Source organism: Streptomyces sp. E11-3 (assembly GCF_046540415.1).
Classification (GTDB): domain Bacteria; phylum Actinomycetota; class Actinomycetes; order Streptomycetales; family Streptomycetaceae; genus Streptomyces.
The window spans coordinates 651092-675074 of record NZ_JAZGRL010000001.1; the positions used below are offsets into that span (position 1 = coordinate 651092).

General features: G+C 69.4%; 18 protein-coding genes and 1 pseudogene. 14 read left to right on the forward strand and 5 right to left on the reverse strand.

The genetic code is table 11. The features are described 5' to 3' along the window. Positions 1-63: 63 nt before the first annotated feature. Both U9R90_RS02900 and U9R90_RS02905 read right to left on the reverse strand, forming a co-directional pair. Positions 64-1191: a sensor histidine kinase gene (locus U9R90_RS02900; RefSeq protein WP_411054775.1), complete on the reverse strand. Its 1128-nt coding sequence runs from the start codon at positions 1189-1191 to the stop codon at positions 64-66. Beyond that, positions 1188-1892 carry a response regulator gene (locus U9R90_RS02905; RefSeq protein WP_411054776.1) on the reverse strand — a complete coding sequence of 235 codons (705 nt, stop codon included), beginning with the start codon at positions 1890-1892 and terminating at the stop codon, positions 1188-1190. The genes U9R90_RS02900 and U9R90_RS02905 overlap by 4 nt, the downstream gene beginning before the upstream one ends. 240 nt (positions 1893-2132) lie before the next feature. Here U9R90_RS02905 and U9R90_RS02910 point away from each other — a divergent pair, with 240 nt between their 5' ends. From U9R90_RS02910 to U9R90_RS02950, 9 genes and pseudogenes are all read left to right on the forward strand, one after another. Then, a complete protein-coding gene (locus U9R90_RS02910; RefSeq protein ID WP_411054777.1) occupies positions 2133-3392 on the forward strand; it encodes an MFS transporter in 1260 nt (419 codons plus the stop codon). 37 nt (positions 3393-3429) lie between these two features. Next, entirely contained in the window at positions 3430-4578 is a 1149-nt protein-coding gene (locus U9R90_RS02915; RefSeq protein ID WP_411054778.1) for a GNAT family N-acetyltransferase, read from the forward strand. Between the two features lie 46 nt (positions 4579-4624). Continuing rightward, positions 4625-5836, forward strand: coding sequence for an acyl-protein synthase (locus U9R90_RS02920; protein WP_411054779.1), 1212 nt, complete (start codon positions 4625-4627; stop codon positions 5834-5836). Further along, a pseudogene (locus U9R90_RS02925) lies at positions 5833-7134 on the forward strand (acyl-CoA reductase); the annotation flags it as partial. The gene U9R90_RS02920 and the pseudogene U9R90_RS02925, both read left to right, overlap by 4 nt. 1356 nt (positions 7135-8490) lie before the next feature. After that, positions 8491-8769, forward strand: coding sequence for a hypothetical protein (locus U9R90_RS02930; protein WP_411054780.1), 279 nt, complete (start codon positions 8491-8493; stop codon positions 8767-8769). Between the two features lie 440 nt (positions 8770-9209). Then, positions 9210-11930: a class IV lanthionine synthetase LanL gene (lanL, locus tag U9R90_RS02935; protein WP_411054781.1), complete on the forward strand. Its 2721-nt coding sequence runs from the start codon at positions 9210-9212 to the stop codon at positions 11928-11930. Then, positions 11927-13753 (forward strand): alpha/beta hydrolase family protein, encoded by a 1827-nt coding sequence (locus U9R90_RS02940; RefSeq protein WP_411054782.1) that lies wholly within the window; start codon positions 11927-11929, stop codon positions 13751-13753. Before lanL ends, U9R90_RS02940 begins: the two co-directional genes overlap by 4 nt. Further along, complete coding sequence (locus U9R90_RS02945; RefSeq protein ID WP_411054783.1) at positions 13750-13989, forward strand: ALQxL family class IV lanthipeptide; 240 nt, start codon at positions 13750-13752, stop codon at positions 13987-13989. Before U9R90_RS02940 ends, U9R90_RS02945 begins: the two co-directional genes overlap by 4 nt. Before the next feature lie 60 nt (positions 13990-14049). Continuing rightward, on the forward strand, positions 14050-14184 hold the full coding sequence (locus U9R90_RS02950) for a hypothetical protein (RefSeq protein ID WP_411054784.1): 135 nt from the start codon (positions 14050-14052) through the stop codon (positions 14182-14184). On the opposite strand, the gene U9R90_RS02955 is transcribed toward U9R90_RS02950, so the two are convergent. Further along, positions 14156-14347 (reverse strand): hypothetical protein, encoded by a 192-nt coding sequence (locus U9R90_RS02955; RefSeq protein ID WP_411054785.1) that lies wholly within the window; start codon positions 14345-14347, stop codon positions 14156-14158. The genes U9R90_RS02950 and U9R90_RS02955 overlap by 29 nt on opposite strands. Positions 14348-14382: 35 nt before the next feature. After that, positions 14383-14553 (reverse strand): hypothetical protein, encoded by a 171-nt coding sequence (locus tag U9R90_RS02960; RefSeq protein ID WP_411054786.1) that lies wholly within the window; start codon positions 14551-14553, stop codon positions 14383-14385. A 335-nt stretch (positions 14554-14888) separates the two neighbouring features. Here U9R90_RS02960 and U9R90_RS02965 point away from each other — a divergent pair, with 335 nt between their 5' ends. Continuing rightward, positions 14889-15380 carry a GNAT family N-acetyltransferase gene (locus tag U9R90_RS02965; RefSeq protein WP_411054787.1) on the forward strand — a complete coding sequence of 164 codons (492 nt, stop codon included), beginning with the start codon at positions 14889-14891 and terminating at the stop codon, positions 15378-15380. Positions 15381-15604: 224 nt separating this feature from the next. Here U9R90_RS02965 and U9R90_RS02970 read toward each other — a convergent pair whose 3' ends face one another. Continuing rightward, the gene (locus U9R90_RS02970) at positions 15605-17071 is read right to left on the reverse strand and encodes a non-reducing end alpha-L-arabinofuranosidase family hydrolase (protein WP_411054788.1); all 1467 of its coding nucleotides are present in this window, start codon (positions 17069-17071) and stop codon (positions 15605-15607) included. 418 nt (positions 17072-17489) lie between these two features. Between U9R90_RS02970 and U9R90_RS02975 the strand changes: the two genes are divergently transcribed. The 4 genes from U9R90_RS02975 (at position 17490) to U9R90_RS02990 (ending at position 23945) form a co-directional block, all read left to right on the forward strand. Further along, positions 17490-19646 (forward strand): glycoside hydrolase family 9 protein, encoded by a 2157-nt coding sequence (locus tag U9R90_RS02975; RefSeq protein ID WP_411054789.1) that lies wholly within the window; start codon positions 17490-17492, stop codon positions 19644-19646. Positions 19647-19770: 124 nt separating this feature from the next. Next, entirely contained in the window at positions 19771-21213 is a 1443-nt protein-coding gene (locus tag U9R90_RS02980; protein ID WP_411054790.1) for an endo-1,4-beta-xylanase, read from the forward strand. 94 nt (positions 21214-21307) lie between these two features. Next, a complete protein-coding gene (locus tag U9R90_RS02985; RefSeq protein ID WP_411057615.1) occupies positions 21308-22609 on the forward strand; it encodes an RICIN domain-containing protein in 1302 nt (433 codons plus the stop codon). Between the two features lie 277 nt (positions 22610-22886). Beyond that, positions 22887-23945, forward strand: coding sequence for a LacI family DNA-binding transcriptional regulator (locus U9R90_RS02990; RefSeq protein WP_411057616.1), 1059 nt, complete (start codon positions 22887-22889; stop codon positions 23943-23945). The last annotated feature ends 38 nt before the right edge of the window (positions 23946-23983 follow it).

Below are 23983 nucleotides of genomic sequence, written 5' to 3' on the forward strand. Positions count from 1 at the left end.
GGCGGCCCCCGCCAAGGGGGGGGGGCAGCCGGAGCTCGGGGCTCTGATGTCGTCGAGCAGGTGTCAGGACGCGCTGGTGGGCAGGATCGCGCTGACCAGGAAGCCGCCGTCCGCAAGGGCCGTGGCCTCAAAGCTGCCGCCCAAGAGGTGGACCCGCTCGTACAGGCCGATCAAGCCGTGGCCTCCGCTGGGCAGATCCAAGGGCTCGGTCCCTGCGCAGGCCGGGCCGTTTCGGACCTCGACGCACAGCTGTTGCCCCTGGCACCGAAGGCTCACCCAGACCTTAGCGCCAGGCGCGTGCTTGCGTACGTTGGTCAGAGCCTCCTGGACGATACGGAAGGCGGCTCGCTCCACGGCGTCGGGGCAGTCGCGGCAGGCTGCCGCGTCGATGTCGGCGTCGATGTCGGATCCGCATTCGCCGATGAGCCGGTCCAGGTCGGCCAGGCGGGGCTGAGGGCTGAGGTCGCCGCCGCCCACACCCGCGGCCCTGAGAAGCCCCACCATGTGCCGCAATTCTTCCAGGGTGCGCACGGACAACTTCCGGATGGCGTCCGCGGCTTCCCTGACCGCGGGCTCGGTGCTGCTCATACGCAGCGCACCCGCCTGAAGGCTGACGAGACTCACCTGGTGGGCGACCACATCGTGCATCTCCCGGCCCAGCCTCGCCCGTTCCGTGGCCAGCACCTGCCGGGCCACCAGCTGATGCTCCCGGGCTCGGCTCTCGCTTAGTTCACGCAGACGCGTGGCGAGTTCCGCGTGCATGGCGACGGCGCGCCCGAGCGCGACCGGAGCCAGGGATACGAGCACGGCGTCTTCGGCATCCAGGTTCTCCCACCCCACTTCCCCCAGCCGTTCCAGGGGGACGGGCAAATAGTGGGCGACGGCGACGAGGAGAGCACAGGCGATCAGAGGACGGCGCTCGGAACGCAGGCGGGCCACGGTGTAGAGGGCTGCCATGGCGGCGAACCAACCGGTGCCCAGGTACACGCCGGGCACGGTCGCCAAGAGGACGGCGACCGGCGTCCGCCGACGGGCCAGCAGCGCGACGCCACCAACCAGACCGATCGCCACCTCGAGTGTCGAGGCATGCATCGGGCCGACCGACACGATGGTGTCGACGACGGCGAGGACCACCGGACAGAGCAGGAACAGCAGGCGTTTGTGTCGTTCGGACAGCCAGTCGTCCTTCACGGCGGTTCCTGGGAGCCCGCGGGATCGAAGGTGGCCAGGCCGGCCCTCTCGGCCAGCACGGCGGCCTGGACGCGGTTGAGTCCGCCGAGCTTGGCGAGGATGGCACTGACGTGGTCCTTCACCGTGCCGTGGGCCAGGTGCATACGCTGGGCTATCTCGGCGTTCGACAGTCCCTGCCCCAGGAGTGCGAGCACTTCGCGTTCGCGGTCGGTCAGCTGCTCCAGGGCGCACTTGGCGGCCTGGGCGTCATCGGTGCCCTCGACAAACCCCCTGATGACGGTGCGGGTGACCCAAGGGTCCAGGGTCTGTCCCCCCGCGGCCAGGATCCGGACCGACCGGGCGAGCTGCTCCGGCTCGGTGTCCTTCAGCAGGAAACCGGACGCGCCTTCGCGCAGTGCGCTGATCAGGTATTCGTCCGCGTCGAAGGTCGTGAGCATCGTGACGGTCGGGGCCTTGTCCCCCAGCGTCGACTTGAGTCGCTTCAACACGGTGAGCCCGTCCACATCCGGCATCCGGATGTCCAGCAGCACCACGTCGGGGCGGTGCGCGAGGATCGTATCCACGGCTTGCGCATCACCGCAGTCGTCTACTACCTCGATGTCCGGCGCTGCCGCCAGGATCATCCGCAGGCCGGACCGGACCAGTTGCTCGTCATCGACGACGACTACCCGGATGGTCCCTCCATGCTCTGGTTGTCCCACGTGGCAACCCTAAGCCGCGGCCTGGTGCGGCGCCTGCGATGAGCGGAGGCGCCCCGTCCCGCCGACCGGCGGGGCGGCTCCCGACGGCAGGCGGATCCACGGGGCCGTGGCGGCGGGCGAGAGTGGTGTGCAGAGGGAGAGGGCAGCGCCCGGACCCACACAGCGTCCCCTTTCGCTTCCGATCAGGTCAGAGCCACGTTCGCTCCCGATCAGCTCAGAGACACGCAAAGGAGTACACCGATGACCTGCGAGCTCACCGCTGCCTCCCTCGAGGACACCGACCGCAAGCGAGCGCCGCTGATTATCCGCAACGGCGGGTTCGCCCGCGTCTGGGTCGCCCAGCTGCTGAGTCAGAGCGCGACACGGATGTACCAGATGGGTGCCCTGTGGTGGCTCCTGGGGCAGGTGGCTGCGGGCGACCGCGGCCTGGCCTCGGGGCTCTTCCTGATGTCCGCGGCGCTTCCGCCGGTGGTGTTCGCCCCGCTGATCGCTCGTGCGATTTCCCGGCATCGCAGTCGGCGTGTGCTGGGCAGCGCCGTGCTGGGCGGGGTGATCCTCACGGTGGCGCTGGCTGGCTTCGCCGCGCCGGCCGGTATGCCCGCACTGGCCGTCTATCCCGTGATGTTCGGTCTGGCCGCCTGCCAGGCGCTGTTCGACCCGTGTCTGACCAAGGCGATACCGGAACTGGTCCAGGACGGCGACATCGAGGACGCCACCGCGTTCGAGCAGTCGAGCTTCTCTCTGGTGGGCATGGCCGGTGCCCTGTTCGGCGCCATTCTGGTCGAGCGGATCGGGCTGACCGGCCTAGTGATGGTCAGCGCGCTCGCCTACCTGGGCGCGGCCGCCTTTCTGAGCACCGTCCACTTCCAGCCGCACGGCGGTGAGGTGCAGGAGGGATCGGGGTCCGGTATCGGCCGGGCCTGGCAGCTCCTTGCCGGGCTTCCCTTCATCAAGCTGGCCTTGGTCTGCTTCACGGCGGCCAACTTCTTCATCACCGCCACGTTCGTCGTCCTTCCCCTGTACACGAAGAACGTGCTCCACGCGCCGGCCCTGGCGCTGGGCCTGCTGGAGGGCGCGCTGTGGCTTGGCATGCTCATCGGTGTCTTCACCGGCAAGCGGCTGCCCGGGCACCCCGGCCTCATCGGCGGGGGGTGTGTGGCGCTCTTCGGAGCGGTCACCATCGTCCCCGGCGTCGTGCCCGACCAGACCGCGCTTCTGGTGTGCCTTGCGGTCGCCGGGTGGGCCGTGGGCGCCGTGAACGTGGTCTTCGTAGCCGCCTTCCAGCGCTCCGTACCCACCGCAGCGAAGCCGGTGTTCTTCTCCGCGATGCTGGCGCTCCTCGGAGCCGGCTTCCCCGTGGCCGCCTTCGCCTTCGGGCTGGCCGGCGACCTGCTCTCCCCGCAGAGCCTCTTCCTGGTCCAGTCCGCCGGACTGCTGCCGATCGCCGCCGCCCTCGCGCTCCGCAGCCGCCGCGACGCCCGCCTCCGTGCCGCCCTCTGAGGCCGTGCACCCGCTCCTCGCACCGAAGGGAAACGCCATGCCCGCCACCGTGGACCGCACGCGCCCCGCTCCCCCCACCGCGCACGCCGGCGTCCTGATCGACTCCGCGGCGCTCGACGACGTGGCCGCTCTGCTGCGTCTGTACCGCACGGTGTACGGAGATGCGTACCCGCTGCGCCTGGGCACGGATCCGGCGGCGATGGCCACCGCGCTGACCGACGCCGCCGTGCAGTGGTGGGTCGCCCGCGACGTGGCAACCGGTGACGTGGTCGGATCCGGGCTGCTGCGCACCGACCCCGTGACCCGCATCGGCAAGGTCGAGGGCATCGTCGTCCATCCCGACCGCGCGGGCGAGGGCATCGCGGGCCTGCTCCTGGAGGCCCTGGTCGCCTCGGCCTTCGGTCCGGAAGGTCAGCTGGAATCGGTGTACGCCACCGCCCGCTGTGTCTCACCGGCTCCGCAGCGCATGCTGATGCGGCACGGATTTCAGCCGATGGGCCTGCTGCCCGGCGCGATCAGGCTGTGCGAGACGGAAACGCTCGCCCTGCTGGTCCGCTACCGGGACGGGCTTCCCGCCAACCGCAAGGCGCTCGACCGGGTCCCCAAGGAAGTGGCCGCTCTGCTGGAAGCCGCCCGCAGCCACGGGTCCGGCTTCGACTTCACGGACGTACACCCGAAGCCGTCTCCTGCGTGCGCCCCCTCGCGAACGGGCACCGGGCTCGAGGTGAACCAGGACGCGGCCTTGGTCCGTCAGCGCTATGCGCAGGTCCACGCCGATGGGGCCGGTGTGCTGCCACTGCACCAGCCGAACACCCTGCTCGCCTCGCCGGACGGCGGGTCCGAGACGTTCGCTGTCATCGACCCCACCGCGGGCAGTGGCCTGCTCCTGGGCGGCCCTGCGTCCCCGGACGCGCCGGAAGGCATGCTCGGCGACGTCATCCAGGCGATGACCGAACGCGGCGCGACGTACATCGAGGCTGTGCTGCCGCTGCACGACCATGAGCAGATCGAGCAGCACCTCGCGCACGGCTTCGTCCCCAGCGCCGTCTACCCGGCGATGCGCCTCGAAGGCGGGGTATGGCACGACTATGTCGTGCTCAGCCGCACGACCGACCGCCCCGACGTTCGCTCGCTGTGCGTGGACGACCGGTTCGCTCCATACTTGGAGCAGCACGGCCGCAGCTGAGCCGGGGGGCAGCCGTCTCCTCCCCAGTGCAAAGCGAGGGCACACGATGGCCCGCTCCTCCGCGCCGACCGCACGGCCCGCCCACCAGAAGTACTTCGAGCCCCTGCCTGTACCCGATCCCGAACGGCTGGCTCATGTACAGCAGTTGGGGGACTTGCGCGACCCATACGCGACGGGGACCGACGTCGACGAGCTGTTCACCTCGGCCCTCGGTGAGATCTGCCTCTGGCACGCGGAGAGATCGGCGTTCTATCGGAGCGCGTGGAACGACCGTCCGAGCCGGGACGAGGCACCCCTGCGAACACCGGACGACGCGACACGGCTCCCGCTGATCCACGCCAACTTCTTCAAGGCCCACGAAGTGGTGTCCATCGCCCCCGAACAGGTGGCCATGCACCTGACCTCGTCCGGCACTTCCGGCCAGAAGTCACAGATGTTCTTCGACCGTTGGTCGATCGGCTCGGTCATGCGCATGGCCGCGTTCGTCCTGGACCACTACGGGTTCATCACCCCCGACCAGCCCAACAACTACCTGCTCTACAGCTACGAACCGACCGACCGGCTCAACCTCGGCACCGCCTTCACCGACGACTTCCTGTGCGACCTGGCCCCTGTCAATCAGCGCGCCTACGCACTGCGCGCGGTCGGCGACGAGCACATCTTCGACGCGTTCGGCTGCGTGAGCACACTGCTGCGCTACGCGGAACAGGACCTGCCGGTACGGCTGTTGGGGTTCCCCTCGTTCCTGTGGTTCACCCTGGAACGCATGCGCGCCATGGGCATCCCGCCCCTGAAGCTGCGCCCGGACTCCTTCGTCTACCTCGGGGGCGGCTGGAAGGGCCACACCGGCCGCCAGATCAGCAAGCACGAGCTGTACGACCGCGTCGAAGAACAACTCGGCATCCCTCACGAACGCGTCCGCGACAGCTACGGAGCGGTGGAGCACGGCGTCACCTACGCCGAGTGCGCCCGGCACAACCTGCACACACCGGTCTGGTCACGGATCTTCGCGCGCGACGTCGCGACACTGCACCCCCTGCCGTACGGCGAGAAGGGCTACCTCCACTGCGTGGCGCCCTTCATGACATCGGTGCCGGTGCACAGCGTCCTGATGGGCGACCTGGTGTCGATCCACCCGGGCTCGGAGTGCGGCTGCGGACTGCGCACACCGTGGTTCGAGATCCACGGCCGCGCCGGCACCAGCACCAATCGCAGCTGCGCCGTCGCCGCGGCGGAACTTCTCAAGGAAGCCTCATGACCGTCACCGCGCAGGACCACCTCTGGCAGGGCGCCTGGATCGACGACGCGGAAGCCGACAAACGCCTCGCGGAGCTTCCCGCCCTGGTTGCCGACGAACTGGCCCGCCCCCTGCCCGCCCGCCAAGTCATCGCTGCCTGCGACCGGTTGAGCGGCACCTTGACCACGCCGGACCACATCACCCGTACGCGACTGGCCGAACACCTCATGGCTCACGGCCACAACCCGGCTTCGGCCGAGCAGAGCCTGGGTGAGATCGCCGACTTCCTGAGCCGCGACGCGCTGGAACAGAAGGTCTCCGTGGAGCTCGGCGGTACCGCCCCGCAGAGCTTGACGCGGACCGACTTCCGCGCCCCGGTCTTCGAGTCCTGGCAGCCCGTGGGCCTGCTGACCCACATCACAGCCAGCAACGACCCGATCGTGGGCATCTTCAGCGCCGTGGAGGGCCTGCTCGCCGGCAACATGAACATCATCAAGGTCAGCGGCGGTGACTCGTTGTTCACGCACCTCCTGCTGGAGGCGCTGGCCACGCTCGACCCGGACGGCCGCATAGCCGCCCGGCTGATCGTCCTGAGATTCCCCTCGTCCCGCACCGACTGGCTGAAGCGCGTCTGCGCGGCGGCCGACGCGGTGGCCGCCTGGGGCGGCGAGGAGGCGATCGCCGGAGTGGCCGCCCATGTACCGACGGGCTGCCGCCTGATCGCATTCGGGCACAAGATCTCCTTCGCCTACGTGACCCCCGCCCTGTGGGACGACGAGCAGACCCTGCACGGCATTGCCGACAGCATCTGCCGCCTGGACCAGCAGGCATGCTCCAGCCCCCAGGTCGTCTATCTGGACACCGACGACCGTACGGAGCTGTCCGCCTTCACCGACCGCCTCGCAGACGCTTTGGACCGGCAGGGAAGCGCCCTGCCGCCTCCGCGTCCCGCGCTCCAGGAACAGGCCGAGATCACCACGACCGTGCTGGTGGCACGGTCGGAGGAACACCTGGGCCTCACACAGGTCCACGAGAGCCCGGCCGGGGCCTGGCGCATCCTCGTCGACCACCGCGGCGCGCTGCGCGCCTCCCCCTTGTACCGCACCGTGTGGGTGAAACCCCTCCCCCGCGAGCGGATCGTCACGACACTGCGCCCCATGCGCCGCTTCCTGCAGACTGCGGGACTCGCCGCCGCCCGGGGCGACGTTCCCGAGCTCGTGTCACGGCTGTGCACGGCCGGAGCGCTGCGCGTCACCCCCGTCGGCTCGATGCTGGACAGCTACCCGGGCGAACCCCACGACGGCCTCTACCCGCTGCAGCGCTACAGCCGCCGGGTCAGCGTCCGGCTCGACGACCGCTTCGCCCACGACACCCGCCTGGACGACCTTCGCCGCCCCGCCCACGGCGAGCCCATGCCCCCGCTCTGGCAACGGCCCGACGCCACGCGCCCCGTACTGACCAAGGCCGATGTCCAGCGCCTCAACGCCGACATCCCGCCCGGGAAGGCCCAGCTCCATCTCTCCAGCGGCGGCAGCAGCGGGACCCCCGCAGTCTCCGTCTACACCTACGCGGATTTCCGCAGCCAACTGCGCCGCGCCGGCGAGGGCCTGGTGGCCGCCGGGCTCGACGTGCGGAGTGACCGCGTGGCGAATCAATTCTACGCCGGTGACATGTACGCCAGCTTCCTGTACGGGCACGGTCTGCTGGAGCAGATCGGCGCGGCCCAGCTCCCCGTCTGCGCCGGCACGGACTACACGCGGGACGCCCAGCTGATCGTCAGGCACCGCGCGAACACCCTGATGGCCATGCCCTCGTACATCTGGCAGCTGTTCCAGAACGCCGGAGACGTGCTGGGCGAGTACCGAGGTGTCAAGAAGATCTTCTACGGCGGCGAGCATTTCAGCACCGAGCAGCGCGGGTACCTCCAAGAGCGCTTCGGCGTCGAGCTGGTCCGCTCCTTCGTGTACGGCGGCACGGACCTGGGGAGCATGGGCCACCAGTGCGCGAGTGCCGAAGGCAGCGTCCACCACCTCTTCGACGACCTGTTCACCCTGGAGATCCTCGAAGTCGACTCCGACCTCCCGGTCGAGGACGGCGCCACGGGCCGACTGGTCTTCACCCCCCACACCCGCAGCGCGCCACCCATCTCCCGCTATGAACAAGGGGACTTGGGACGCTGGGTCGCGGGCGAGTGCGACTGCGGCCGCACCACTCCGCGCTTCGAACTGCTCGGCCGCACCGGAGACGTGGTCCGCGCCGGTACGTACTTCATCAACTACCGGGTTCTCGCCCGGATCGTCGCCGAACACCTCGGGTACTGCGGCGAGTTGCAGATGGTTGTGGAATCGGCAGCGGACCGGGAACGCATCACCGTCAGAGTCGACGATCAAGCAGTGCGCGACCCCGGGGCAGTGACCCAGGCCCTGCTCGCCCACAGCCCCGAACTGCGCGAGGCGGTGACCCGCGAGAGGCTACTCGACCTGGTGGTCGAGACAGTCAGCTCCTCGGGCTTCGAACGCAGTGCGGCAAGCGGGAAACTGCGCACTGTGGTCGACCGTCGGCTGGCCGGGTGAGACGTCCGGAAGAGCAGGCTCCAGAAGACCGGTATCCGGAGCCATCTGGGCTCCCGCCCCGCGTGCCCTTTGCGCCGCCGTACGCCACAGACAGCAACATCCATGACCGTGAACTCACCGAGAACAGTCATCTCGTCCACCATCGCGGCAGCATTCTTCGTGGGCCTCGTCATCACCGGCACCGCACACGCCGCTGGCACAAGCACAGGGGGCGGCCAGTACCGCACAAAGCTACGCCGAGGACAAAGAGTACGGGAGCCCAGGATTAACCAGATCAAAGATGAGCTGAACAAGGCTTCTTCGATCGCGGCCAAGCCACTGGCGGACCACAACAGCGCACGCGAAGCACTCAAGACGTGTCTGACCAAGGCGACCGCTTGAGCTAGGCACCTGCCTGACGGCCGGGGCTCGTCCTTTCGGGGACGACCCCGGCCTCGTTGCGTTCGGTAGGTCTATCCATGCCCTCTCCCAGCTGCGCGCCGGGCGCAGGTATCGCCGCGCAGATTGCTGCAGGACAGATCGATCGACGAAGGACAGCGGCCCAACTCGCCTACAGAGAGCTCGGGTTGACAGGTTGTCCGACTGCGCTCCTGCGGCTCCGCCACGAGTCCGCGCATGCAGCGCAATGCAGGCGCGCCCCCTTGATCGCCTCGGGCGGTTTCTCCAGGTGGCGGCCACCTCCCCCGCCGGTCGGCGGGGTCGATTACGGCCGCTGGCCCGGTCCACCACGTATGGGCCGCGGGCGAAAGTAGTGAGCACAGGGACGCCGCTGCCTACAAGCGGTCGCCACCGGCTCACCCACCAGACCCGAAGGAAGAACCGTGGAGAACAGCTCCTTCCCCCTCCAGGGGCTCGCCCGGCTCGTCGCGCAGCGAGAAGGACGCGACGACTGGACGTTCACGACCGACTCCTTCTGGTGCCGCGTTCAGCCGACGGACCACGAATGGCCCGCGCAAGGGTGGAAGCTCCACGTATCCGCGACGCCTCTGTCGGCGCCCTTCGTACTGGAGCGGGCGGCAGTCGTGCTGCTGCGCGCCGGATGCGCCTTCAAGTTCGCCGAGTCGATGGACCGCGTGAACGACCTCGTCTCGACGTACTGCCCGCGCGGCAGCGGCGGAAAGTTCATCACGGCCTACCCGGTCGACGACGACAGCTTCCGTCAGCTGGCCGCACAGCTGCACGAGGCGACCCTGGGTCTGCCCGGCCCCGCCATCCTCTCGGACCTCCCCTACCGGCCCGAGAGCCTGGTCCACTACCGCTACGGCGCCTTCCACGGCACGACGGTGCTGTCCAACGACGGCTCCTACGAGTCGATGCTCGTCGGACCGCAGGGGGAGCTCGTCAAGGACGAGCGCAACGCGTGGTTCAGCCCGCCGCCGTGGGCCCGCTCACCGCTGTCGGCCAGTGTCGAGCAGCCAGAGCGCACGACTCCCCGCGGCACCCCGACCGCCGTCCTCCTCGACGACCGCTTCGTCGTACGGGAGGCGATCCAGCATTCGAACAAGGGCGGCGTGTTCCGCGCGGTCGACCAGCGCACCGGCGCCGAGGTCGTCGTCAAGCAGGCCCGACCCCACGTCGGCTCCCTGCTGAGCGGCGCCGACGCCCGCGACGCGCTGCGCAACGAGGCCCAGGTCCTTGACCTGCTCGAACCGCTGGGGATCACCCCGCACAAGATCGCGCTCTTCGAGCAGCAGGGCAGCCTGTTCCTCGCCGAGGAGCAGATCACCGGCCTGTCGCTGCGCCAGTGGATGAAGAAGCACACCGAGACCAACGGTCGGCACGTTCCGCTCTCCCTGGCCAAGCGGATGGCACTTCAGCTCGTCGACATCGTGACCGCCGTGCACGAGCGGGGACTGCTGCTGCGTGACCTGACACCCAACAACATCATGGTCACGCCCAGTGACGACCTGCGTCTGATCGACCTTGAGTACGCCACCGAGCCCGGCGCCACCGTGGGCCGGGTCATGACCCTGGCCTACGCCGCCCCTGAACAGGAGAGTGCCCCGGCCCTGGGGCCCGCTCCCGACCTGGCCTCGGACCTGTACGCACTCGGCACGACCCTGTTCTACCTGGCCTCGGGCAGCGATCCGGTGCTGCCCGAGGACCAGCCCCTGCCCCGCCCCGCGCGGCAGCGCATCGCGATGCTGCTGTCCCACATGACTCCGCACAGCCCGACGGTTCGTGCCTTCGCCCCGGTGATTCTGGCGCTGATGGCCGAGGATCCGTCCAGGCGCTGGGGTCTGAGCCGAGTCCGCAGCCATCTGGAGGGTGCCACCGCCCCGGCCCCGGTTCCGGTGTCCGCCTCCGGGCAGACCCCGCTCACCGCAGACGGGCAGGGAGGAGCGAACCGGCTGCTGGCCGACTCGCTCTCCCACATACGCGCCACGATGGACCTCGACCACCCTGAACGCCTCTGGCCTTCCGGAAGCTTCGGCTCGACGACCGACCCGTACAGCGTTCAGCACGGCGCCGCCGGTGTGCTCCAGGTGTTCACCCAGGCCGCTCGTCAGCTGAACGACGCGGCCCTGACGGAGACCGTGGCCCAGATAGCCCAGTGGATCAACCGGCGGCTGTCGACCGAGCAGCGTGCGCTGCCCGGCCTGCACTTCGGCCGCTCGGGCACCGCATGGGCCCTGTACGACGCGGGTCAACTGCTGGACGATCCCACCCTGACCGGTACGGCCTTGGACCTGGCGGCCCGCATCCCCACCAGCTGGCCCAACCCGGATGTGTGCCACGGCATGGCCGGTGCCGGCATGGCGCAGCTGCACCTGTGGCAGTCCACCGGTGACGCGGCGATCGGCGCCCGCGTGCGTGCCTGCGCGGATGCCCTGCTCTCCGCCGCCGAGTACACGCCGGAGGGCGTCTTCTGGCCCGTCCCCGACGACTTCGCCTCCCAGCTGTCCGGGTCCGCCTACTACGGGTTCGGCCACGGCGTCGCAGGCGTCGGCAGCTTCCTGCTGGCCGCCGGCCTAGCCACGGGCAGCGACACGTACCTGAGCGCGGCACGGGCCGCCGCCACCACCCTCGCGGACTCCGCCGTCCAGGACGGCGACCGGCTGCGCTGGCCCACCGTGCTCGGCAGCCCCGAGCCCTCCCCGTTGCCGCTGTCCTGGTGCTCCGGCGTCGCCGGTATCGGTGCCTTTCTGGCCCGCATGTGGCGGGCCGAGGGCGAGCAGCGCCACCTCGACCTGGCCGAACAGGCAGGCCGCGCCGTGCAGGCCGGGCCCTGGCACCAGCCATCGGTGCACTGCCACGGACTGGCCGGCAGCGGCGAGCTCCTGCTCGACCTCGCCGACCATCTCCAGGCGCCCGACCACAGGATCGACGCCGCCGATCTGGCCTCCCGGATCACTGCCCGGCACGCCCTGCGCGACGGCCGGATGGTGGTCGCCGACGAGTCGATGCGCGACGTGACGGCCGACTACAGCACCGGCCTTGCCGGGGTGGCCGCCTTCCTCCTGCGGCTGCGCCACGGCGGTGACCGCCTGTGGATGCCCGCCGCCTCCACGACCGTGCCCGAGAACGGGATATCCCGATGAACCACGACACCATCACCACTGCCGGCGCTGCCGACACGATCCTGAACAGGTTCAACTTCCGATTCGACGGATCCGGACAGCACGCTGTCTGTCTGGCAGCCGCGGCCGATGGCGCCCTGCGTATCGAAACCTGGACCTTCGCCGCCGACGGCACACGCACCCGTCTGCTGCCCGTTTCGGCCCGTGAAAGCCTGGCGACCCAACTGGTCGCCGCCCACGACGGACGCGTGGTCGCACTTCGCGGTGGCTCCGCCCCGTTCGAACTGGCGCTGATCGAGCCGTCCGGTGCCGGAGCGCACACGCGGCCCGTCGCCCGCCTGCACCACCCAGGAGCGCGACTGCTGGCCAGCCCCGACCCGGCCACCCTGGCCCTGGTCATCACGACCGACGGCGTCCGTGGCACCACTGTTCGGCGACTGACCCGTGACGTGCGCCTGGAGACCGATCTGGAGCACGACGGCGTGCTCGGCGGGGGCCTGTGGCTGGACGAGCACGGTCACCGGCTGGCCTTCAGCCACGCGGTGAAGGGCCGTGCGACGACAGTGGCGGCGGACCTCACCCGCGGCACCGTCGACCCGCTCCTGCCCACAGGCGCGCAGCCGCTCCTGATCGGCCCCGCTTCGCAGCTGGCGCTGATCGCCGCGGCGAAGGACGGCCGCGTCCGGCTGGGGGTGGCCGAACTGTCCGGGGCCCGTCCCCCGCGCTTCCCCTCCGTCCTGGACGCCCCCGTCATCGGAAACGTCGTGCCCCTGGCCGTGGATCCGTCGGGGCAGCGCTTCGCCCTCGTCGCCGAGCAGGGAGCCCGCTCCGCTCTGCTGGTGTTCGACGCGAGTGCCGACACCGTGACCCGGTTCCCCCTGTCTGACGGGGTGATCAAGGGCGCGGGCTCCTGGACCGTGTCGGGTCTGCGCTTCCTGTTCGCCGCACCCGACCGGCCGACGGGGGTCGCCACCCTCACCGACTCTGGTTCGCTCACGCTCCCCGAGCCGATGCCGCGGCCCTGCTCCGACCGGCGCCCCTGGGCTCACGCGCACCTGGAGACCCTCGACGGACCGGCCGGGCCGATCGAAGCCGTCGTGTACGGCGGTCCGGGCTGGCGCGACAGCCCGCGCCTGATGGTCGCTCTGCACGGTGGTCCCGCCTCTGCCTGGAGGTTCGACTTCTCACCGTTCTTCCAGCACCTCGCCGACATCGGCATCGCGGTCGTGGCGCCCAATCAGCGGGGCAGCACCGGCTACGGCCGCGAGCACCAGGAGGCGCTGCATCACGCCTGGGGCGTACCGGACCTCGAAGACGTACGGCACCTCGGACGCGCGCTGGGCGAACACCGGCAGCGCATCGGGGCCGCGCCCCCGGCTCTGTACGGCATCAGCTATGGCGCGTTTCTGGCTCTGCTGGCCGCGGGAGCCGATCCCCATCTGTGGTCGCGCTGCGCCGTGGCGGCACCGTTCCTGTCCGGACCCCGCCTGGACTCCCAGGCGTCCCCGCCGGTGCGAGCGATGCTGAAGCGCCTCGGTGGCCTCACTGAGACCGATGACGCGCTGGGGCCACGCGACGCCCTCCGCTTCGCCGGGCGCATCCAGTCTCCTCTGCTCGTCCTGCACGGAACCCAGGACCAGATCGTCCCTGTGGCTCACGCCAGGGCCCTGCGCCGGCACTTGTTGCGCGCGGGCCGACGCGAGGGCGAGGGCTTCTCCTACGTGGAAGTCCCCGAGGGCCGACACAGTCTGCTCGACGAAGCAGCAGGTACCGAAGTCGCCGCCACCATAGGCCAGTTCATGGTCGGCACGACGCCCTTCACCGCAACAAGAAGAGGTCTATGACCGAACCCGACATCAGCACCCTCCATCCCTCCGGACCCTCACGGCAGGTGACGCGGCTGCCGGTCCGCAACTCTCTCCCCTCAGAAAAGGAAACCCTCATGGAACTCGACATCAACGCCCTGCAGACCCTCGCCGGCAACGACCCCGTCTCCCTGGACAACTGCTGGTGGACCTGCGGCTGGAGCAGCGGCAACGTCTGCGGATTCAGCAATGCCTGCGGCTGGTCCAAGGCCTGACCCCCCTCCCCCCTCCACCAACACACCCCGACGAAACATACCCATGAAAAGGACATACCCATGGAGCTCGACATCAGCACCCTCCAGACCCTCTCCGGAGACGACCCCGTCTCCCTGGAAGGCTGCTGGGTGACCTGCGGCTGGAGCAGCGGCAACGTCTGCGGATTCAGCAGCGCCTGCGGCTACACCGGCTGAGGCAGGGCCGACGCCGAGGGGCGGCACGGAACAACGTATGTGTTTGTTCCGCGCCGCCCTTCGGCGAGTTGATGACCACGCCGATCAGGAGATTGACCATCGCAAATGAGCCGAGGAGTACGGAGGACCCGAAATAGAGAAAGGCCCAGGGCAAGTACGCCATCCCCTCGGCAACAACGTCGGAGAGCCCATCAAACGTCAAGATAGCGCAAAAGCACCCCCGAACAACAAGAAGCTGATGGTGCCCGGAATGCTGCGGCCGACAGCCACCGGAACGATCCTCAGCTGACGCAGCAGGCGGGCGGTGCGCAGCACGCGCGCGAGACGAAGCAAGCGCAGCGCTGCCGCATTCTGACGCGTGAACGGCACGGCGTTGGCAAGGATCAAGCAGCGCGGGCCGTCAGACCCTGCTGGTTCTCGCGCACCTGCGCTGCGGTCAGTTACCGACCTCGGCGTCTTGGGGTCTGGATGTGCGTCGGGACCGGTGACGCGGTCCGTCCGGGCTGGTACGCCAGATGCACGCGGTATCCAGCGCGCCTGGCAGTCGGCCGCGGCTGGGCGCAGGGGCGGCTCGGCGACGCGCCACGCACTACGCGGCAGTTCAGCGTTTGTGATCTGCGGCGGTCATCCCGCTCCCGCCGCGTGCCGCGGTGGCGGCGTAAACGCGTTGCGCCGGCTGGGGGTGGATCGTGAGAATTGTGCGCATGCCGCCCTTGAAGATCGAGATTCGGCCATACGCCAACGATGACTGGGACGCGATCGCGCGAATTCACGATGCCGCGCGCCTTGACGAGTTGCGCAACTCTGCCGGTGTCGAGGCGTTCCTGACGCTCGCGCAGACCGCTGAGCCGGAAGGGCTGTTCGACGGCCAGTTGTGGGTGGCGGAGGCCGACGGGAGAGTGGCCGCTTTCGTCGCGCTCGACGACGACGAGGTCACCTGGCTGTACGTCGACCCGCAGCGCTACCGGCAGGGGATCGGCAGGGCACTGCTGCGCCACGCTGTTGCCGCTGCCGGACCGAGGGTTGAAGTCACCGTGCTCGACGGCAACCCAGCCGCCCAGGCGCTCTACGCTGGCGAGGGATTCATCGTCACCGAGACCCGGACCGGCTCGCTGGTCGGCAATGAGGCGTTCACCGCCACCGGCCACATCATGCACCGCGACACCGCGACGGCGCCCACCAGCATCGCTGGCTGATTGAAGTCTTCGCGCGGTCCAACCCTGCCGCCGGGACAAGGGCCCTACTCCTGAGCTTGGCGGTTACTGACTTCGGCGCATTAGGGTCGGTTCGGTCTGTCGAGTGCGAGGCCGGTCCCGGCGAGGAATCCGCCGAGGACGTTGTCGCGTGACCCGGGCGGGCTCAGCCTTACGCCGAGCCCGCCACGCCGACTCCATACCGGAGCCGGACCCGTGTCACGCCGTCAGCGCTGCAGTGTCAGCAGACCCGGACGGTAGGGCAGGAGGCCGTAGTCGCCGCCGGAGTCGGGGCTGCGTCCCTGGTACAGCAACTGCAGATTGCAGGGATCGACGGTCATGGTCTGATCGGCGCTGGTGCGGATCAGTTCGCCATGGCTGATGTCGTTGGTCCAGGTGGCGCCACTGTTGGTCTTGCCGGCGAAGGGATTGCTCTCGGTCGCGGCCTGGGGTGTCCATGAGCCGTTCAGACTGGTGGCTGTGAACGAGCGGAAGTAGCGGCCCTGCGAGCCGATCGCCTCGACGATCATGAGGTAGCGGTTCTGGCCCTGGAGCTTGTACACCTGCGGGGCTTCGAACAGGTTGTTCGTCGTATCGCTCATGATCGTCGTGTACGACGAGCCGAAGCTGCCCGGGAAGTTCCCGATCGGCATGCTGGCCCGGTAGATCTTGCCGTTGTCACCGGCGAAGAACAGGTACATGTTCGTCCCGTCACCGATAAGCGTCTGGTCGATGGGTCCGGTTCCGGAGCCGGGGATGCTTCCGGAGAAGAGCGTCTGCTCGGATGACCAGCCATTCGGGTTGGTGGGGTCGTTCGACGTCCGGTAGGAGAAGGCAGTCCCACCCCACTGGTAGGCGAGCACCCAGATGTTCTTCGGCGCGAAGTAGAACAGCGTGGGCGCGACGGTGGAGGTTGGCATGGTGTTCTGGCTGGCCGAGGCCATCTCCGACCAGTTGGTGAACAGGCCGAAGTTCATCGAACCCCATCTCGTCCCCGTGTCGTGCGTCGTCGCATAGACGAGTTGCCTGCCGTTGTGGGGGACGACGGTGAAGTCCTTGAGCGAGACCCACCCCGGCTTGGGCTGCGCCAGCACGCCCGTTGATGACCAGCGGTAGGTCGACGGAAGATCGCACGGGCCGGGGTTGGCGCCGCCGGCCTTGACGAGCTGCCACTGCTGGTTGGTGCCGCCCCAGTCGTCGTACTGGACGATGTTCGCGTTGTCGGCGGTGGAGCCGCCTTGTACTTCGAGGGCCTTGTTGCTGTGGCGCGCGATGAACCTCACGTAGCCGTCCGAGCTGTCGGCCAGCCGCCACTGCTGGTTGGTGCCGTTCAGGTCGGCCCACTGGACGATCGAGCCGCCGTTGGCGGTGGACCGGTTGTAGACGTCCAGCACTTTGCCGGAGTGGCGGGACTTGATGCGGTAGTTACCGCCGCCGGAGTCGACGAACTGCCACTGCTGCTGGTTCTGATCGTTCCTGGTCCACTGGGTGATGCGGGCGCCGTCGTTGGTCGCCAGGTTGTAGACGTCCAGGGCCTTGCCGCTGTTGCGGTTGACCAGCACATACCAGGCGTTGGTGTCGACGGTCGCCGCGGCGGCGGGCTGGGCACCGAGGAAGGTAGCCACGAGCAGCAATGGCGCAAGGGCGGCGAGTAAGCGTCTCAGGTGGGCCGGGGACTGATGGCGAAACCGCATCAGGAGAGCTCCTTTGGGGGGCGGGGGCGAGGTTGACCCCGATGAACCGCGGAACGGCCGCGCCGGGGGCGCTGGCCATGGGGACCTCCGAGGTGAGGAATTTCGGTCCACTCTCGAAAACTTTTCGGAAGATTCTCGTATTCTTCGACGCCACAAGCTAGGAACGTGGGGCCTCCCGGTCAAGACCTGCCACCGATCTGTCCATAAACAGCGCCTCTCTCTAAACAGCGCCTCCTCTTTGGCTTGACAGGCATGTCCACCGACCGGAAACTCACTGAAAGTTTCCGACACTCGAGCTGGGCCGCGCTGGAGCGGGCCGGGTTCGATATTTCGAATGGGAGCGCTCCCAATCTACTGGCACCCCCACGGCGCCCACTGGGCACCAACCTGCTGACCACCATCGACACAGGAGCCGCTCATGCCCCCCACACCCTTGTTACGCCACCCCAGACGCCTCGCCGCCACGCTGCTGACGGGTTCCCTCCTCGTCGGTGGCCTCCTGACCACGCCCACCGCGGCAGCCGCCCCCTCCCCGGCGGCGGCGACCACGGCCGTACGCGTCAACCAGGTCGGCTACCTGCCGGACGGCCCCAAGCGCGCCACCGTGGTCACCACGGCGACGCAGTCGCTCACCTGGCAGTTGCGCGACGCGTCCGGGACGGCGGTCGCCTCCGGTACGACCGTCCCGCGCGGCGCGGACACCCCCTCCGGGCAGTCCGTCCAGGTGGCCGACTTCTCCTCGTACCGAGGGTCCGGCTCGGGATACGTCCTGGCGGTGGACGGCAGCGACAGCGTGTCCTTCGACATCCGCGCGAACCTGTACGAGGCTCTGCGCTCCGACGCGATGGCGTTCTTCTACCACCAGCGCAGCGGCACCCCCATCGACGCCTCCCTGGTGGGCTCCTCCTACGCGCGCCCGGCCGCACACCTCGGTGTCGCGCCCAACAAGGGCGACACCTCCGTCCCTTGCCAGGCCACCGTGTGCGACTACACCCGGGACGTCAGGGGCGGCTGGTACGACGCGGGCGACCACGGCAAGTACGTGGTGAACGGCGGCATTTCCACCTGGCTGGTGGTCAACTCCTTCGAGCGGGCCAAGCGGGCGGGCACGGAAGCGGCGCTGGGCGACTCGACCCTGCGGATCCCCGAGCGCGACAACGGCGTACCCGACGTCCTGGACGAGGCACGCTGGGAGCTCGACTTCCTGATGAGGATGCAGGTGCCCGAGGGCAAGCCGTACGCGGGCATGGCGTTCCACAAGATCCATGACGCGGCCTGGACCGGCATGCCGCTGCTCCCCGACCAGGACGCCCAGCCCCGCGAGCTGCACCGCCCGTCCACGGCGGCGACCCTCAACCTCGCAGCGGCCGCGGCGCAATGCGCCCGCGTCTTCCGGCCCTACGACGCCGCGTACGCCGACCGCTGCCTGTCGGCCGCCCGCCAGGCCTGGACGGCGGCCCGGGCCAACCCTGCCCTGTACGCGCCGGATTCGGACAGCACGGGCGGCGGTGCCTACGGCGACACCCAGGTCGGCGACGAGTTCTACTGGGCGGCGGCCGAGCTGTACGCCACGACCGGCGAGAGCGGCTACCGGGACGCGGTCACCGGCTCGTCCTGGCACACGTCCCCAACTGCCTTCTCCGCCTACGGGTTCGGCTGGGCAGACACGGCCGCGCTCGGCCGGCTCACCCTGGCCACCGTCCCTCATGGCCTCCCCGCGGCCGACCGGGACCGGGTCCGGGCCTCGGTGACGGCAGCCGCCGACGGCTACCTGTCCCGGATGGCCGCCCAGGGCTACGCGGTGCCCGTCCCGGCGGACGGCTACTTCTGGGGCTCGAACGGCGAGGTGGCCAACGACGCGATCGTCCTGGCCGTCGCCGGGGAGCTGACCGGCAACGAGCGCTACCGCACCGGCGCGCTGGAGATCATGGACTACCTGCTCGGCCGCAACGCCCTCGGCCAGTCCTATATTTCCGGCTACGGCGAGACTGCCTCGCGCAACCAGCATCACCGCTTCTGGGCCCACCAGTTGGACGCCTCGCTGCCCCATCCTCCGGCGGGCTCGCTCGCGGGAGGGCCCAACAGCGGCCTCCAGGACCCGGTGGCGGAGGAGAAGCTGGCCGGCTGCGCGCCCGCCGCCTGCTACATCGACCACATCGACTCGTACTCCACCAACGAGGTGGCGGTCAACTGGAACGCCCCGCTGGCCTGGCTCGCCGCCTACGCCGCCGAGCGGACCTCCACCGGCGAACCGCCCGCCGGCGCCTGCGCGGTGACGTACAAGACCGACCGCGTCTGGAGCACCGGCTTCACCGCGACGGTCACCGTCAAGAACACGAGCCCGACAGCCGTGAACGGATGGCAGCTGAGCTGGACCTACCCGGCCGGCCAGCGCGTCACAAGCGCCTGGAACGCGACCGTCACCCACGACGGCACCGCTGTCGTCGCCCGCCACGCCGACTGGAACCGGACCATCGCACCCGGTGCGACCGCGAGCTTCGGAGTCCAGGGGACACACAGCGGGACCAATCCCTCCCCCACGGCCTTCACCTTCAACGGGGATGCCTGCACCTGATCCCGTACTGCCCGGGTTCCGGCCCGACCCGTCCGTTCGCCGATCGCCGTTCGCCGAGTGGCAGCGGACGATGCATTCCGCTGCGCTTCAGTCCTTCCGTGATTTCTACCCTGGAGGCTCAGTCATGGCTTCGCATGCCCTTCCCCCACCCGCCGTCCGCCGGAAGATCGGTGGTGTGCTGATAGCGCTGGTCGTCGGCGTCCTCGGTGCGGTCGCCGCACCCGTCGCGCCGTCGACCGCACACGCCGCCGAGAGCACGGCCGAGAGCACGCTCGGCGCCGCGGCGGCGCAGAGCGGCCGCTACTTCGGCACTGCCATCGCCTCGGGCAGACTGGGCGACTCGGCGTACACGACGATCGCGGACCGCGAGTTCAACTCGGTGACGGCCGAGAACGAGATGAAGATCGACGCCACCGAGCCCCAGCAGGGCCAGTTCAACTTCACCGCCGGTGACCGCGTCTACAACTGGGCGGTGCAGAACGGCAAGCAGGTGCGCGGTCACACCCTGGCCTGGCACTCCCAGCAGCCCGGCTGGATGCAGAGCCTCAGCGGCAGCCCGCTGCGCCAGGCGATGATCGGCCACATCAACGGCGTGATGGCCCACTACAAGGGCAAGATCACCCAGTGGGACGTCGTGAACGAGGCCTTCGCTGACGGTAGTTCGGGAGCCCGGCGCGACTCCAACCTGCAGCGCACCGGCAACGACTGGATCGAGGTCGCCTTCCGCACCGCGCGCGCCGCCGACCCGGCCGCCAAGCTCTGCTACAACGACTACAACGTCGAGAACTGGACCTGGGCCAAAACCCAGGCCATGTACGCCATGGTCCGGGACTTCAAGCAGCGCGGCGTACCGATCGACTGCGTCGGCTTCCAGTCGCACTTCAACAGCGGCAGCCCCTACAACAGCAACTTCCGCACCACCCTGCAGAACTTCGCCGCCCTCGGCGTCGACGTGGCCGTCACCGAACTCGACATCCAGGGCGCCTCGGCCACGACCTACGCCAACGTGACCAACGACTGCCTGGCCGTCCCGCGCTGCCTCGGCATCACCGTCTGGGGTGTGCGCGACACCGACTCCTGGCGACCGGAGCACTCGCCGCTGCTGTTCAACGGCGACGGCAGCAAGAAGCCCGCCTACACCGCCGTCCTCAACGCACTCAACGCCGCCTCCCCAACGCCCCCTTCGGATTCCGTACAGATCAAGGGCGTCGCTTCAGGCCGCTGCCTGGACGTGCCCGGCGCCAGCACCACCGACGGCACCCAGCTCCACCTGTGGGACTGCAACAACCGCACCAACCAGCAGTGGACCTACACCGCCGCGGGCGAGCTCAGGGTCTACGGCAACAAGTGCCTGGACGCCGCCGGCACCGGCAACGGCGCCAAGGTCCAGATCTACAGCTGCTGGGGTGGCGACAACCAGAAATGGCGCCTCAACTCCGACGGATCCATCGTCGGCGTCCAGTCCGGCCTCTGCCTCGACGCCGCAGCAAGCGGCACCGCCAACGGCACCCTGATCCAGCTCTACTCCTGCTGGAACGGCGGCAACCAACGCTGGACCCGCACCTGACCTGCCACAGCGAGAGGGTGAATCGATGAAGACCTACGGTGCGGCTTCCCCCGCCCCTCCACCAAGACATCGCTGGTGGTCCCGGGTCGCCGCCGTGGTGGCGGCGACCCTCGCGATCGGCATGCTCGGCGCGGTGAATCCGGCGCCCGCCGAGGCGGCGACGGTGGACACCAACGCCTGGTACGCCCTGGTCAACCGCAACAGCGGCAAGGCGCTGGACGTCTATGACGTGTCCACCGCTGACGGCGCGCGGGTCAGCCAGTGGACGCGCAACGACGGAGCCAACCAGCAGTGGCAGTTCGTGGACTCCGGCGGCGGCTTCTACCGGCTCAAGGCCCGGCATTCGGGCAAGGTTCTCGACGTGGCCGGCGCCTCGACCGCCGACGGTGCCGCGATCCAGCAGTGGGCCGACCACAACGGGGCCAACCAGCAGTTCCGCCTGGCCGACGCCGACGCGGGCCATGTCCGGCTGATCAACCGCAACAGCGGCAAGGCGGTGGAGGTGCAGGGCGCCTCCAGCGCCGACGGCGGCGACGTCGTCCAGTACACCGACTGGGGCGGCGCCAACCAGCAATGGCAGATGATCAAGCTGTCGTCCGGTGGCGGCGGCGCATGCGGCAGCGCCCCGACTCTGGCGAGCGGTACGCACACGATTCAGAGCAGCGGCAAGAGCCGCAGCTTCATCCTCAGGGTTCCCGCCAACTACGACAGCAGCCACCGCTACCGGCTGATCTTCGCATTCCACTGGCGGGGCGGAACCGCCGGCGACGTCGCCTCGGGCGGCACGAGCGGGAGCGCCTGGTCCTACTACGGCCAACAGGAACAGTCGGACAACAGCGCGATCCTCGTCGCCCCCCAGGGCCTCGGCAACGGCTGGGCCAATTCGGGCGGTGAGGACGTCACCTTCGTCGACGACATGGTCCGGCGAATCGAGGGCGGCCTCTGCGTCGACACGACGCAGCGTTTCGCCACCGGTTTCAGCTGGGGCGGCGGTATGAGTTACGCACTCGCATGCTCCCGGGCGAACGTCTTCAGAGCCGTCGCGGTCATCTCCGGCGGCCAGATCAGCGGGTGCAGCGGCGGCACCCAGCCCATCGCCTACTTCGGAATCCACGGCATCAGCGACAACGTCCTCAACATCGCGCAAGGACGGTCCCTGCGCGACAAGTTCGTCGCCAACAACGGCTGCACTGCCCAGCGCCCGCGCGAGCCCGCCCCGGGCAGCCGGACGCACATCACCACCACCTACTCGGGCTGCCGTGCCGGGTACCCGGTCCAATGGGCCGCGTTCGACGGAGGCCACATACCCGGTCCGGTCGACGGCTCCCCCGACGAAAACGGCGTCACCACCTGGACCAAGGCAGAGATCTGGAGGTTCTTCGCACAGTTCCAGTGACACGCCCGCACCATGGAGTGGAGCCAGGATGATCCTGGCTCCACTCCAGTGGAGCCAGGATGATCCTGGCTCCACTCCATGGTCAGGGCTGACGAACGGGCTGACGATCCCGCCCGGGCCTGACCGCCGTCGCGCAGGCTGTACGTTCGGTGGACGGAACGTTCGGTGGACCGGACGGAGCAGGGCTTGACCGGGGGGCGGCCGAGGGCATGTCCTACAGTTTTCCGGAAGACATCCGTAGTTCTTTCGGATGGAGATGTCGACGGAGGTGGGGATCATGGCCGGGGCAGGCGCCCAGCGCAGGACAGCCACGCAGAGCCCGGAGGGGCCGGCCAAGGTGACGATCACCGAGATCGCGCGGGAGGCCGGGGTGTCCGTGCCCACCGTCTCGCGGGTCGTCAACGGGCGCTCCGACGTCTCGCCCGCCACCCGGGCCCGGGTCGAGGACCTGCTGCACCGGCACGGCTACCGGCGCCGACCGGGGGCGCCGAGGGACCGGGCCGCCCTGCTCGACCTGGTCTTCAACGACCTGGACAGCCCCTGGGCCGTGGAGATCATCCGGGGCGTCGAGGAGGTCGCGCACGAGGCGGGCGTGGGCACCGTGGTCTCCGCGATCCACGACCGGGCGGGCGATGCGCGGCAGTGGATGACCAATCTGCGGGCCCGCGCCTCCGACGGCGTGATCCTGGTGACGTCGGCCCTCGCACCCGGCCTGCACGAAGAACTGCGGCGCCTGGGCGTGCCGTTGGTGGTGATCGACCCGGCCGGTTCCCCCGCGACCGTGGCGCCGACCGTCGGCGCCACGAACTGGGCGGGCGGGATGGCCGCGACCGAGCATCTGCTCACCCTCGGGCACCGGCGGATCGGGTTCATAGCGGGCCCGCCACGGCTGCTCTGCTCACGGGCCCGGCTCGACGGCTACCGGGCCGCGCTCGACGTGGCGGGCGTTCCGGTCGAGGACGCCCTGATCGTGCCGGGCGACTTCTATCACGAGTCCGGATTCACCGGCTGCAACCAGCTGTTGGACCTCGCCGAGCCGCCCACCGCCGTCTTCGCCTCCAGCGACCAGATGGCGCTCGGCGCGATCGAGGCACTGCGCAGGCGTGGCCTTCGGGTACCCGAGGACATGAGCGTCGTCGGCTTCGACGACCTGCCGGAGGTCCGCTGGTCCGCGCCGCCGCTCACCACCGTCCGCCAACCCCTGTCCGACATGGGCAAGTTGGCAGCCCGCGCCGTTCTCGATCTCGCGCGGTCGGTCGAACCCGCGTCGCCGCGCATCGAGCTGTCGACAGAACTGGTGGTCAGGGCCAGTACAGCGGCGCCGCGCGGCGTGTAGCGGCCCCACACCTCACCCGGGGGTGGGGGCCGCCGCCC

Coding starts and splice junctions, on each gene's coding strand:
- U9R90_RS02910 (WP_411054777.1), top strand. CDS start 2,133: ATGACCTGCGAGCTCACCGCTGCCTCCCTCGAGGACACCGACCGCAAG.
- U9R90_RS02990 (WP_411057616.1), top strand. CDS start 22,887: ATGGCCGGGGCAGGCGCCCAGCGCAGGACAGCCACGCAGAGCCCGGAG.
- U9R90_RS02950 (WP_411054784.1), top strand. CDS start 14,050: ATGGAGCTCGACATCAGCACCCTCCAGACCCTCTCCGGAGACGACCCC.
- U9R90_RS02915 (WP_411054778.1), top strand. CDS start 3,430: ATGCCCGCCACCGTGGACCGCACGCGCCCCGCTCCCCCCACCGCGCAC.
- U9R90_RS02945 (WP_411054783.1), top strand. CDS start 13,750: ATGACCGAACCCGACATCAGCACCCTCCATCCCTCCGGACCCTCACGG.
- U9R90_RS02965 (WP_411054787.1), top strand. CDS start 14,889: ATGCCGCCCTTGAAGATCGAGATTCGGCCATACGCCAACGATGACTGG.
- U9R90_RS02920 (WP_411054779.1), top strand. CDS start 4,625: ATGGCCCGCTCCTCCGCGCCGACCGCACGGCCCGCCCACCAGAAGTAC.
- U9R90_RS02955 (WP_411054785.1), bottom strand. CDS start 14,347: ATGGCGTACTTGCCCTGGGCCTTTCTCTATTTCGGGTCCTCCGTACTC.
- U9R90_RS02930 (WP_411054780.1), top strand. CDS start 8,491: ATGACCGTGAACTCACCGAGAACAGTCATCTCGTCCACCATCGCGGCA.
- U9R90_RS02970 (WP_411054788.1), bottom strand. CDS start 17,071: ATGCGGTTTCGCCATCAGTCCCCGGCCCACCTGAGACGCTTACTCGCC.
- U9R90_RS02975 (WP_411054789.1), top strand. CDS start 17,490: ATGCCCCCCACACCCTTGTTACGCCACCCCAGACGCCTCGCCGCCACG.
- U9R90_RS02980 (WP_411054790.1), top strand. CDS start 19,771: ATGGCTTCGCATGCCCTTCCCCCACCCGCCGTCCGCCGGAAGATCGGT.
- U9R90_RS02940 (WP_411054782.1), top strand. CDS start 11,927: ATGAACCACGACACCATCACCACTGCCGGCGCTGCCGACACGATCCTG.